This window comes from Bacillus sp. FSL R10-2780, assembly GCF_038006125.1.
In the GTDB taxonomy this organism is placed as follows: Bacteria; Bacillota; Bacilli; order Bacillales; family Bacillaceae_G; genus Bacillus_A; species Bacillus_A cereus_U.
This window is the reverse complement of sequence record NZ_JBBOUQ010000001.1, coordinates 4,472,581-4,485,235: the sequence shown is the minus strand read 5'-3', so window position 1 is coordinate 4,485,235 and position 12,655 is coordinate 4,472,581. Positions and strand designations below refer to the sequence as shown.

Genomic DNA, 12,655 nt, shown 5'->3' with positions numbered 1-12,655 from the left:
TCGTCATCCCCCTTGTACGATTAGACGTTTTCTCGCCGTTTTCCACATCAGTACAATTGGAATAATAAGTATAATTGCCCAAATCATTTGAAATAATAAAGCTTCATATAACTTACTTCCTTGTATACCTTCAGAGAAAATCATACTCGGAATATAACTAATTGCTTGAAACGGTAAAAACACCATTGCTTTTTGGGCCCATAACGGATAAAAACTAATCGGTAATAATAAACCAGAAAATAAATCGATAACAACACGTTTCGCATACATAATTCCACTATTATTAAATAAGAAGAATGTAAGCATTCCTGTCATTAAATTTATTTGTGTATTAATGATAAAACTAAATATTAAAGATAAGAAGAAATATAACCACGTTTGAAAATTCGTTGTAATTTGTAATGAAAATAATAACGTAACAATAACCATACCCGGAATTGAAAAGAAAGCAAAACGAAATATCCCTTCTCCAAGCCCTTGCATAACTTTCATACCTAAATAGTTATATGGACGAATTAGCTCTACCGCCACACGTCCTTCTTGAATTTCCATCGCAATTTCTCTATCTATATTATTGAAATAAAAAGCGCGTGCCATCCATGCGATCGCAATATACGTAGTCATTTGCGAAATAGATAAACTTTCAATATTCTCTTTTCCGCTATAAATTGCTTGCCATAAAAAATAATACGCACCAATGTTAATCGTATAAATTAAAATCCCGCTGTAATAATTTGTACGATAAGCAAGCATCATTAAAAAACGAATCCGAATCATTTCAATATACTTACCCATGCATAATACCTTCTTCATAAATGTTACGAATAATTTCCTCTGTAGACACTTCGTTAATTTTCAAATCTTTAATTTGAAAGGCTTGTACTACTTTAGAAATCAACATAGAAATGATAACTTCTTCATTCGGTATTTTTGCAACCCATGCGTTTTCTTCTTTCGCTTTTGACCAAACAACATGACTATCTGGCATAACCATTGATAACTCCTGGTATGAAACTGGGGCAACAAACTGAAAATGTATTTCCTTCTCTACTCCCCACTGCGTACGAAGATTATCTAAAGATCCGTCATACATAATATTTCCTTCATCAAGCATGATGACGCGTTCACATAAAGCTTCAATATCAGTAATATCATGTGTCGTTAATAAAATTGTTGTTTTATAACGTTCATTCATCTCTTTTAAGAATTCTCGTATTTTCAATTTCACAAGAACATCTAGTCCAATTGTTGGTTCATCTAAAAATAATAACGGCGGATTATGAATTAACGCCGCTGCTAATTCACAACGCATTCTTTGACCAAGAGATAATTTCCGTACCGGTTTATCTAATAAAGGACCGATATCTAACGTTTCAATAACATGTTCCATATGTTCCTTATACTGAGCGTCTGATACACCGTACACTTTCTTCAATAAACGAAATGATTCTTGTACAGCAATATCCCACCAAAGCTGCGAACGCTGTCCAAACACAACACCGATTGTTCTTACAAATTCTTCTCTCTGTTTGTGTGGATTCATTCCGTTCACTGTAATTTGTCCTGATGTCGGAGTCAAAATCCCTGTAAGCATTTTAATCGTCGTTGATTTACCAGCACCATTCTCACCAATATAACCAACCATTTCACCTTGCTTTATAGTAAAAGAAACATCATTTACTGCTGGCACTATTTTATAATTACGATTTAATAAATCGCGAAATGCACCCTTTAAGCCCGGACGACTTGAATAAGCTGTAAACTCTTTACGTAATCCTTGTACCTCAATTACCGATTTCATAATCGGACCCCCTTCCTAAATGTCACAACGAATAGTTTACCCAACTGCTCCTTCTATCACAAACAATACGTCTTTTCGAAAAACATGTTAGAATAATACATAGATTTTTGTAAGGAGATGAATTGTAGTGAATTTCACGAAATCAGAAGCATTACATAAAGAAGCGTTAGAACATATCGTTGGTGGTGTTAATAGTCCTTCTCGCTCTTTTAAAGCAGTTGGAGGCGGTTCCCCTGTTGCAATGGAACGCGGGAAAGGTGCTTATTTCTGGGATGTAGATGGAAATAAATATATCGACTATTTAGCAGCGTATGGCCCAATTATTACTGGACATGCTCACCCACACGTAACAGAAGCAATTAAAACAGCGGCTGAAAACGGCGTACTATACGGTACTCCAACAGCATTAGAAGTAAAATTCGCAAAAATGTTAAAAGAAGCAATGCCCGCTTTAGATAAAGTCCGCTTCGTAAACTCTGGTACAGAATCCGTTATGACAACCATTCGTGTTGCTCGTGCTTACACTGGCCGCACAAAAATTATGAAATTCGCTGGTTGTTACCACGGTCATTCCGATTTAGTACTTGTAGCAGCTGGCTCTGGTCCTTCTACCCTTGGAATTCCTGATTCAGCTGGCGTGCCACAAAGTATCGCCCAAGAAGTTATTACTGTTCCATTTAATAATGTAGAAACTTTAAAAGAAGCATTAGATAAATGGGGACATGAAGTAGCAGCTATCCTTGTAGAGCCAATCGTTGGAAACTTCGGTATTGTTGAGCCAAAACCTGGCTTTCTTGAAAAAGTTAATGAACTTGTTCACGAAGCTGGTGCACTAGTAATTTATGATGAAGTTATTACTGCTTTCCGCTTTATGTATGGCGGCGCTCAAGACTTACTTGGCGTAACCCCAGATTTAACAGCACTTGGTAAAGTTATCGGCGGTGGACTTCCAATTGGTGCTTACGGTGGTAAGAAAGAAATTATGGAACAAGTTGCACCGCTCGGCCCTGCATACCAAGCTGGTACAATGGCCGGGAACCCTGCTTCTATGGCATCAGGTATTGCCTGCCTAGAAGTACTTCAACAAGAAGGCGTATACGAGAAATTAGATGCACTTGGCGCAATGCTTGAAAAAGGAATTTTAGAACAAGCTACAAAACATAACATTGATATTACAGTAAACCGTCTAAAGGGTGCATTAACTGTATACTTCACGACAAATACAATTGAAGATTACGATGCAGCCAAAAATACAGATGGTGAAATGTTCGGTAGATTCTTCAAGCTGATGCTTCAAGAAGGTATTAATTTAGCACCTTCTAAATATGAAGCATGGTTCTTAACGACAGAACATACAAAAGAAGATATTGAATATACAATTGAAGCTGTTGGCAGAGCATTTTCTACCCTAGCGAACAATAAATAATCTCTTCATTCAAAAGGAAAAAAGAAAGCCCATCTTTCTTTTTTCCTTTTTTCTATTTCATAAATCCCTCATTAATAGTATAATTATTCATAATTATCTGTTTTATATTCTTTTATATCCTTACTATCCCTGTATACAAGGCAGTTCACGCCTTAAATAGTAAGATTATTCAAAATTCATTTTCCAGAGGGGGGATTGACGGATGCTCAATAAAAAAAATAAATGGACACCGTCTTTATTTCGGAATTATAAAAATGCAGAACATGATGCGTGTGGAATCGTTTCCGTTATGGAAAAACGAAGAATTCCTACAAAAGAAAACATCGATTTTTGTATACAATCACTAGTCAAAATGAATCATAGAGCTGGTTTCATTAATGGCGAAGGAGATGGCATCGGAATTCATATCGACATGCCAAAAGCACTTTGGAATGAAAAACTAAAAAGTAGCGGATATAATCCAACGATTGTGGATCATCCCCACTTTATCGTTGGACATTTTTTTCTAAACAAAAAAGAAAACATTGCTGAGTTAAAAGATTACATTCGTACGCAACTAAACAATGAAAACTTTACAATTGTTCTCGAAAATGATGATGTAATAAACTCAGATGCACTCGGTCCTCTTGGTAAACAAGAAGAACCTTTATTTTGGCAAATTGCCCTTATCGCCCAAAGTGAAGTTAAAAATATTGAACAAACATTATTTTCTGTAACAATAAAAATCGAAGAAAATGAAGCAATTCATGTTGCCTCATTAAGTCATGAACATGTTGTATATAAAGTTCTGGGCGCTGGTGATACACTCGTTGCTTATTACAATGATTTACAACACCCACTTATCGCTTCAACTATGACACTAGGACATAATCGCTATTCTACTAATACGTTATCTAATTTTTTTCGTGTACAACCATTTAGTATTCTCGGGCATAATGGTGAAATTAACACGATTGCAAAATTACGTGATCAAGCTGACATGATTAATGTACCACTTACTGCCGGGGGCAGTGATTCCCAAGATTTAAACCGCACCTTAGAAACCCTTCTCGTTCAGTATAACTACAGTTTATTTGAAGCAATGGATATATTATTTCCACCAATTATTAATGAAATAAAACTTTACGAAACAAACTTACAAAACTTATACACTTATATACGTGAGGCTTGGGGGCATTTCGCACAAGGTCCAGCTGGCATCATTTCACGTTATAAAGATGAAGCTGTTTTCAGTGTCGATTCCCTTGGATTACGCCCAGTTTGGAAAGTAGAGACAGAGAGCTCCTATATTTTCTCTTCTGAACCTGGAGTTGTATCACCAGCCGAATATGTAGCAGAGCCGAAACCACTCGCTCCTGGAGAAAAAGTTGGATTAAAATGGAATGAACAAGATGAGCTCGTTCTCTATGAATACGACAATTATCAAATTGAAGTATTCAACCGTTTTAATAAACGAATCGATGTTACCAACTATCATGTAAACTTATCTATCCCTGAAACGAAAGAAACTGAGGGATTATGTGATTCGGTTCAAGTTGAAACGAATCAATACGTCGCTTTCGGCTGGGATCGAGAACATATTCAGCTCCTTGAACAGATGGCAACAAAAGGCGTCGAACCAATTCGGTCACTTGGGCATGACTCACCACTTGCCGCACTTGATACAGATAGACGAAATATTGCTGATTTCATTAAAGAAAGTGTAGCCGTTGTTACCAATCCAGCAATCGATCGTGATCGAGAAGTCGAACACTTCTCCACACGTACTGTACTCGGAGAGCGTCCGAGTTTATTAGATAACTCTAAACAACCATTTGTAATTGAGATGCTCTCACCAATTATTTTAGAAGGGAGTTTAGCTCAATCTATCGCGGCAGACTTACAGACGATTACGTACGAACAACTTATACAGCTATTCATCACTCATAGCTCTGTCTCTACAATTCCTGTTACATTTAGCCCATCAGAAACTTTACAAAGCGCATTAAATCGAATTAGTTCCGAGGCGATAGCAGCCGTTAAAGACGGGGCTTCCCTACTTTTATTAGATGACGCTAAATCTCATCAAAATGAACTGTTATGGATTGATCCACATTTAGTTACTGCTAAAGTACATCAAACATTAACTGAAAATAAATTACGCCGGAAATGCTCTCTCGTTATACGTTCTGGCGCCCTTCGCTCCTTACACGATATCGTCACGCTATACGGATTAGGGGCAGATGGTATTAATCCATATTTATTGTTCGCAACGGTAAATGATGGAACAAAAGCACCAATTACTAATTTGTATACCGCACTTAATAAAGGACTAGAGAAAGTAATTTCAACGATTGGAATTCATGAATTACGCGGTTACGGTCGCCTCTTCTCCTCTATTGGATTACATGAGGAAATCGCAAACATATTACAAATTACAAACTTCTTCGGTTCAAATGATTTAGCTTTTTCACTTGAATCACTTGCTGAAGATGCGAAAATTCGAGCTGATGATTATAACAATCCAAAAGTTAGAATGCGAAAATCATTTCATATATTCCCGCGGATTTGGAAAGCAATTGGTGATGTTGCAAAAGGAAACTCTTATGATGATTACCGCGACAAGTTAAGTGAATTAGAAGAAAATAACCCTATCGCAATCAGGCACCTTATTCAAACAAAACAAACAAAACATGTAATTCCAACTGAAGAAGTGTCCATCGGCATTCACAATCATGATTTACCATTTATTATTAGTTCTATGTCATTCGGTTCTCAAAATGAAATTGCCTTTCGTGCATATGCAGAAGCTGCCAATCAGTTAAATATGATTAGTTTGAACGGTGAAGGCGGCGAAATTAAAGATATGATTGGTAAATACCCACATACACGCGGACAACAAGTTGCATCTGGCCGATTTGGAGTAAACGCTGAACTACTAAATTCATCAAATTTAATTGAAATAAAAATCGGTCAAGGAGCAAAGCCTGGTGAAGGTGGACATTTGCCTGGTTCAAAAGTGACTGCCAAAATTGCAGAAGCGCGTAATGCTACAATCGGTTCAGATTTAATTTCACCTTCTAACAACCATGATATTTATTCAATTGAAGACTTGGCTCAAATGATTACAGAAATTAAAACGGCTAATCATCTTGCAAAAGTAGCTGTAAAAGTTCCTGTCGTTCCTAACATCGGAACAATTGCTGTCGGTATCGCAAAAGCTGGTGCTGACTTTATTAACATTAGTGGATTTGATGGCGGAACAGGCGCTGCGCGTATTCACGCATTGCAACATGTAGGTCTTCCTGTAGAAATCGGTGTTAAAGCTGCTCACAATGCGTTACTAGAAGCAAATATGAGACATAAAGTAGAAATTTGGGCAGACGGCGGTATTCGAAGTGTCAATGACGCCTTAAAAATCATGCTCCTTGGAGCAAACCGGATCGGATTTGGCACATTATCAATGATTGCAATTGGCTGTACAACTTGCCGTGGTTGTCATCTCGATACGTGCCACGTCGGAATTGCAACACAAATTGAATCTGAAGCTCAAGCGAAAGAACATGGACTGCGCCGTTTCGTTCCACGTGAATTAGAAAGCGCAGTTACAGGGCTATTAAGCCTATTCACTACTTTCGGTACAGAATTGAAACGTTTAACAGGGCAGCTCGGTTACACAAACTTACAAGATATTATCGGACGATCGGATTTATTAGAACAAACTCGAGGCAAGGACTTATTAGACTTACGTAATTTAATACAAACGATAGAAGATTCATCCGTGAAAATAACGGCATCTGTACAAGAAAAACAATTTGAAACAACAAATTCTCTCCAGTCAAAAGAATTAGTAAGCGTCGGCGTAGAGCAACGCGTAATGGGCGGTCTAGAATCCTGTTATCGTATTCGTAGCAAATTATATGAAAACACTCATCTTGAACCACTTACATTAAAGTATACAAACGGATCTGTTCCCGGAAACGGATTAGGCGCGTACAATAGCGAGAACTTATTTATACACGTAAATGGTGGCGCGCAAGATGGAATTGGAAAAACTTCATTTGGCGGTGGCATTTATATAACGAAAGCAAAAGGAAAAGATGGAACATATTATAACGGTTCTGTCGGAAAAGGATTTGGATACGGCGCTCAAAAAGGTGCATTATACGTGCAAGGTAACGCTGATGCTCGTGCTGGCATTCGCCTTTCTGGAGCAGATATGATAATTGGAGGCAGAATTACAAAACCACTCCGCGAAAAAGAACAAGGAAATATCGGAGTATATTCTAATATAAAAGGATTTGCTTTTGAATATATGACAAATGGTCGCGCTCTTGTTTTAGGAGATCCTGGTCCATGGATTTGTGCCGGCATGACTGGTGGTGTTGTTTATTTACGTCATGAGCCAAACTTAGGTTTAACAGAACACGCTTTAAAAAGAAGAATTGCTAAAGGTGCAAATGTAACATTGCAGCCAATTAGTAAAAATGGTTTGCAAGATGTGAATGAATTATTATTAGACTACATTCGTGTATTAAATGAGCATGAACAATATGAAGAAGTCGCTTTGTTAACACCATTATTAGATGATATCCAGCTTCACTTCTATGAAATTATCCCGAAAAAAGAACAGGCGGATCCATCTATTTCAACTGAATGATATGTACAATATTTATTTTCATAAAAAAATTGACGAAGCGAGCATCGCATAGTAATCTAGAATAACAATTTGAAACCTGCTGAAATTCAGCAGGTTTTTTTATTAAAGAATAGATGTTTAAAGAGAATTTGGAGAAATTATAAATTGATTGTAATTTATTTATTAAACTTTTTAACGTCACTAAAATATCACTTGCTAACATATTGTAATGAATGTATAGTATCATGTTGTACATTCATTATGACAAGAGAAAGGATATCAATAAGGGTATGAAACTTGGTGCTCGCATTTTAAAAACGGGTATTGCCATTACATTAGCTTTATTTGCTTGTATTTTACTTCAATTACCGAGTCCAGTATTTGCGGGAATCTCAGCTATCTTTGCTGTTCAACCGTCTGTATATCGCTCGTATTTAACAGCTCTTGAGCAAATTCAAGCAAACGTAATTGGTGCGGTATTCGCTATCGTATTTGCTACTGCTTTTGGACATAATCCTTTTATTATTGGATTAACGTGTATATTAGTAATTGCTCTTACTTTACAATTACACTTAGAAAAAACAATATCACTCGCTTTAGTAACAGTTATCGCCATTATGGAGTATCAAGGCGAAGATTTCTTTAATTTTGCCTTACTTCGATTCGCGACGATTATGATTGGAATTATTGCGGCTTCGCTTGTAAATTTAGTATTTATGCCGCCAAAATATGAAACAAAACTTTACCATCGTATCGTTGATAATACAGAGGAAATTGTTAAATGGATTCGTATGAACAGTAGGCAAGCTTCTGATTTTACAACGCTAAAAACCGATATTGATCGCATGAAAGAAAAAATGATTAAACTAAATCATTACTATTTGCTGTATAAAGAAGAAAGAAGCTATACGAAAAAAATACAATTCGCGAAAATTCGTAAGCTCGTTTTATTCAGACAAATGTTAGCGACAACAAGCCGTGCTTTAAGCACGTTAAAGTCATTACATCGCACTGAAAATGAACTGCGCTATATGCCAGAAGAGTTTCAGGAATCTATTCAAAACGAACTTGATTCATTAACGCATTATCACGAACAAGTGTTATTAAAATTTATTGGTAAAGCAAAGAAACAACAATCTGTTGAGATGCTTGATGAAGTTGAAACAGGTAAACAAGAATTGATTGATATCTTTATGGATTATCAAAATAAGGACGATGAGGAAGCATATAAAATATGGTTACACCTCTTCCCTCTTATTTCTTCAATTATTAACTACAGTGAGGAAGTAGAGCATTTAGATTTACTTGTGGATAGCTTCTACACATACCATAAACCAGAAAGCGAACTCCAAATCGAAGATAAAAAAGAAGACGAATAAAAAACAGCTCCTTTTACGCTAAAGGAGCTGTTTCTGTTATATGCTGAAGTCGATATAGATTGTAATAAAATCCCCTTTTTTTCATTAACTCTTCATGAGAACCCTTTTCTTTTATTTCACCATCTTCAACATAAATAATTGTATCGACATGCGTGATCGTCGCTAATCGGTGTGCAATGATAATTGTTGTCCGATCTGCAGCTAACGTTTGCAGTGCCTCTTGAATATACCGTTCATTTTCTAAATCTAAAGCGGACGTTGCTTCATCTAATATAAGTAAAGACGGATTCTTTAGAAAAACCCGCGCGATTGCTACACGCTGTCTTTGTCCACCAGATAATTTCACACCACGTTCCCCAACGACAGTATCATAGCCGTCTGGCAACTCTGTAATAAAATTATGAATTTGTGCAGCTTTGGCAGCTGAAATCACTTCCGCCTCTGTAGCTTTCGGATTGCCATATAAAATATTAGCCCCGATTGTATCGCTAAATAATAAATTATCTTGTAGCACAATTCCAATATGACTACGTAAATTTCTCATATTATACTTTCTTACATCTATCCCGTCTATATAAACTGCACCTTCAGAAACATCATAAAAACGCGGAATTAAACTAGCAAGAGATGACTTTCCTCCTCCACTTGCCCCTACAAGCGCAACCTTCTCTCCCGGGCGCATAGTTAATGACAGATTATGCAATATTTCTTTTTCATCCGCATTATAACGAAAAGAAACATTATCAAATATAACTTCCCCATCTAACCTTTTCGTTTGCACCGCATTTGGCACATTAACAATATCGTATTTTTCATCCAACAATTCAAACACTCGATCCATCGAGGCGAAAGACTGTGTTAATGTTGTAGATGAATTAACAAGGCGACGAAGCGGACTATATAAACTATCCATATATCCAACAAAAGCAACCATAGTACCCAGTGTTAACGATCCTTGAATTACCTCATACGCCGCAAAACCAATAACAAGTAATGGCCCTAAATCCGTTAACGTATTCACTGCCGAAAATGTTCTCGCTGTCCAACTCGTATGAGTTAGTGCTTTCGTTAAAAATTCATTATTTCTCTTTTCAAACTGTCCTCTTTCATACTCTTCTAATGCAAAACTACGTGTCACTTGCATCCCTTGAATACGTTCATGTAAATACCCTTGCATAGTTGCTAACGCTTGTGAGCGCTCTTTCGTCAATTTTCGAAGGCGCCCGAAAAAATATTTCACTGCAACTACATAAATAGGTAAAATTAATAAAGCAACAAAGGTTAATTTTATATTCATAGAAAACATAACGATAATGGCAATAACAATTGTTGCAGTATCTAACCAGACATTCATAAGACCCGTAATTACAAAATCCTTCGTTTGTTCTACATCATGGATTACACGTGAAATAAGCTCCCCTGTTTTTGTGTTCGAATAATAACGTAAGCTCAATTTTTGCAAGTGCCCAAAAATGTATTTTCGTAAATCGTATAGTATTGTATTGGCAATGCGCTGCGCGAAATATTGACGATAATATTCTATCGGCGGTCTTACTACTGCAAAAATAAAAAAAGCAATCCCAATTGCGGTTATTAATTGAGACGTTTTTTCTTGAAGCGATCCCGTGCCTTGAATAACATCATCAATAATATACTTTAATAACCATGGCATAATAAGCGGGATACCAAACTTCACAAGACCAATAATAATTGTAATAGCAATAAGCCATCGATATGGTTTAACAAATTGTAAATATCTTTTTATACCTTGCACATAATCCCCCCTCTAATAGGACAAACCTGCCGGGAAATCCCCTGCAGGTTTGTTTTAATTTCTGTACATTAAATATCTTTCGTACCACATATCTACGAAATCCGGTGCAAATGGTCCTTTTCTTTGATGAATCCACTGTGTTAAATGTGCTACATTTCGTTTTAAAATAGTATCAATAACAGGTGGATACTGCATGATTTGACTATGCTTCTCATACTCATCTTCATCTAAAAGTGTATATGTCATATCCGGATACACTTTAATATCTAAATCGTAATCAATATACTTTAATGCCTCAGAGTCATATGCAAAAGGAGAACTTAAATTACAATAATAATATACTCCTTCTTCCCTTAGCATTCCAATCACATTAAACCAATAATTGGCATGAAAGTAACAAATCGCAGGTTCGCGAGTAATCCATGTTCGGCCATCTGATTCCGTAACTACTGTACGATCATTCGCTCCGATCACAAGACTCTGCGTCCCTTTTAAAATCGTTGTCTCTTCCCACATTCTATGAATGGAGCCATTATGTTTATAACTATGTATTTGTACCTTTTCTCCTTCTTTGGGAAATCCCATATATGCTCCCTTCTTTCAACTGCAAATGCCATTCTTAAGTTGTCTTAACTACCCCTTGAACTGCATTCACTTTTTTTCTATTATAACTTTTTTGTCAAAATTTTAAAACTAAAGCGATAGGACACTTGTTTTCATGAGGAATATAATGAAGTTTGTATTATTGAATACCACATCACCAACCCTTTTACTAAAGGAAAATCCTCTATGAATTAGCAATACGTATTTTAGAAGATTAAACGAAGATATAACAAAAAGAAAAGTCCCCCTCATCTCTGTTTAAGAAAGGACTTTCCCCTAAAATCAACAACATATCTCACCCTTAATTTGAAATTATTTTTTCGGTTTCAAAAGATTGAATCACATTATTCGTTTGCTGCTCAAATTTTTCATGCAAAAGTTTTAATGCTATTTCTGTTCTGTATATTTCTTGACGGATAAAATGCAATTCTTTTTTATCGCACGTATCCCTTCCACTCATTTCAATTTGCTGATACTTCTCTAAATGTGATTGTAACTTTAAAAGCTCATCCATCGTTTCCAACTGCTCTCCTACCAACTTATCAAAATCGTTCATCACTTACCCCCTTTTGATTCATTCGCCAGTTATAATTCCTATTACATATTTCTAATCGTGAACTTCTTTCTCCTTTGACTATATTTGTTGACTTATTAGAAGTTATGTCGTTCCCTTTATTTTCATTACAGTGACACGCACACAAAGAAAACACTTCTCTCGAACGGAGAAGTGTTTTTCCTTCATTACTGATTTGAGCTAGAAGATTGTGATTGTTTTGCAGCTGACTGTGCATTTTGTTTTTTCACTGCATGCACATCTGTTTCAGTTGCAAACTCTGTACCATAACTAGCATTTGCACTTTGAGCACCAGAAGCTTGTGCTTTCTGTGCCTCTGATTGTGCGTTTGCTTGTTTTACTGCTTGTACATTCGTTTCAGTTGCAAACTCTGTACCATAGCTAGCATTTGTACTTTGAATGCTAGCACCAGAAGTTGCCTTATTATAACCTTGTTGTTTTTTACTCATCTTTCTCACCTCCACAATCAATAATGTAACC

Annotated in this window: 9 protein-coding genes; 3 read left to right on the top strand and 6 right to left on the bottom strand. The window is 36.4% G+C overall.

Annotated features, from left to right (window positions below):
- Positions 1-3: 3 nt before the first annotated feature.
- Positions 4-795: an ABC transporter permease gene (locus tag NSQ47_RS23270; protein WP_002113871.1), complete on the bottom strand. Its 792-nt coding sequence runs from the start codon at positions 793-795 to the stop codon at positions 4-6.
- A complete protein-coding gene (locus NSQ47_RS23265; RefSeq protein ID WP_002113870.1) occupies positions 788-1,801 on the bottom strand; it encodes an ABC transporter ATP-binding protein in 1,014 nt (337 codons plus the stop codon). The genes NSQ47_RS23270 and NSQ47_RS23265 overlap by 8 nt, the downstream gene beginning before the upstream one ends.
- A 127-nt stretch (positions 1,802-1,928) precedes the next feature.
- Between NSQ47_RS23265 and hemL the strand changes: the two genes are divergently transcribed.
- The 3 genes from hemL to NSQ47_RS23250 all read left to right on the top strand — a co-directional run bounded on the left by hemL (position 1,929) and on the right by NSQ47_RS23250 (position 9,224).
- Positions 1,929-3,227 carry a glutamate-1-semialdehyde-2,1-aminomutase gene (gene hemL, locus NSQ47_RS23260; protein WP_002159373.1) on the top strand — a complete coding sequence of 433 codons (1,299 nt, stop codon included), beginning with the start codon at positions 1,929-1,931 and terminating at the stop codon, positions 3,225-3,227.
- Between the two features lie 202 nt (positions 3,228-3,429).
- Positions 3,430-7,866: a glutamate synthase-related protein gene (locus NSQ47_RS23255; protein WP_341038067.1), complete on the top strand. Its 4,437-nt coding sequence runs from the start codon at positions 3,430-3,432 to the stop codon at positions 7,864-7,866.
- Between the two features lie 269 nt (positions 7,867-8,135).
- Complete coding sequence (locus NSQ47_RS23250) at positions 8,136-9,224, top strand: aromatic acid exporter family protein (protein WP_002159375.1); 1,089 nt, start codon at positions 8,136-8,138, stop codon at positions 9,222-9,224.
- A gap of 13 nt (positions 9,225-9,237) precedes the next feature.
- Here NSQ47_RS23250 and NSQ47_RS23245 read toward each other — a convergent pair whose 3' ends face one another.
- The 4 genes from NSQ47_RS23245 to NSQ47_RS23230 form a co-directional block, all read right to left on the bottom strand.
- Positions 9,238-10,998 carry an ABC transporter ATP-binding protein gene (locus tag NSQ47_RS23245; RefSeq protein ID WP_341038066.1) on the bottom strand — a complete coding sequence of 587 codons (1,761 nt, stop codon included), beginning with the start codon at positions 10,996-10,998 and terminating at the stop codon, positions 9,238-9,240.
- A gap of 54 nt (positions 10,999-11,052) precedes the next feature.
- On the bottom strand, positions 11,053-11,583 hold the full coding sequence (gene ntdP / locus NSQ47_RS23240; protein ID WP_000506627.1) for a nucleoside tri-diphosphate phosphatase: 531 nt from the start codon (positions 11,581-11,583) through the stop codon (positions 11,053-11,055).
- Positions 11,584-11,902: 319 nt separating this feature from the next.
- A complete protein-coding gene (locus NSQ47_RS23235; RefSeq protein ID WP_002010338.1) occupies positions 11,903-12,157 on the bottom strand; it encodes a YgaB family protein in 255 nt (84 codons plus the stop codon).
- Between the two features lie 185 nt (positions 12,158-12,342).
- Positions 12,343-12,624 carry a gamma-type small acid-soluble spore protein gene (locus NSQ47_RS23230; RefSeq protein ID WP_002151730.1) on the bottom strand — a complete coding sequence of 94 codons (282 nt, stop codon included), beginning with the start codon at positions 12,622-12,624 and terminating at the stop codon, positions 12,343-12,345.
- Between the last annotated feature and the right edge of the window lie 31 nt (positions 12,625-12,655).

Coding starts and splice junctions, on each gene's coding strand:
- NSQ47_RS23270 (WP_002113871.1), bottom strand. CDS start 795: ATGGGTAAGTATATTGAAATGATTCGGATTCGTTTTTTAATGATGCTT.
- NSQ47_RS23265 (WP_002113870.1), bottom strand. CDS start 1,801: ATGAAATCGGTAATTGAGGTACAAGGATTACGTAAAGAGTTTACAGCT.
- NSQ47_RS23255 (WP_341038067.1), top strand. CDS start 3,430: ATGCTCAATAAAAAAAATAAATGGACACCGTCTTTATTTCGGAATTAT.
- NSQ47_RS23250 (WP_002159375.1), top strand. CDS start 8,136: ATGAAACTTGGTGCTCGCATTTTAAAAACGGGTATTGCCATTACATTA.
- ntdP (WP_000506627.1), bottom strand. CDS start 11,583: ATGGGATTTCCCAAAGAAGGAGAAAAGGTACAAATACATAGTTATAAA.
- NSQ47_RS23235 (WP_002010338.1), bottom strand. CDS start 12,157: ATGAACGATTTTGATAAGTTGGTAGGAGAGCAGTTGGAAACGATGGAT.
- NSQ47_RS23230 (WP_002151730.1), bottom strand. CDS start 12,624: ATGAGTAAAAAACAACAAGGTTATAATAAGGCAACTTCTGGTGCTAGC.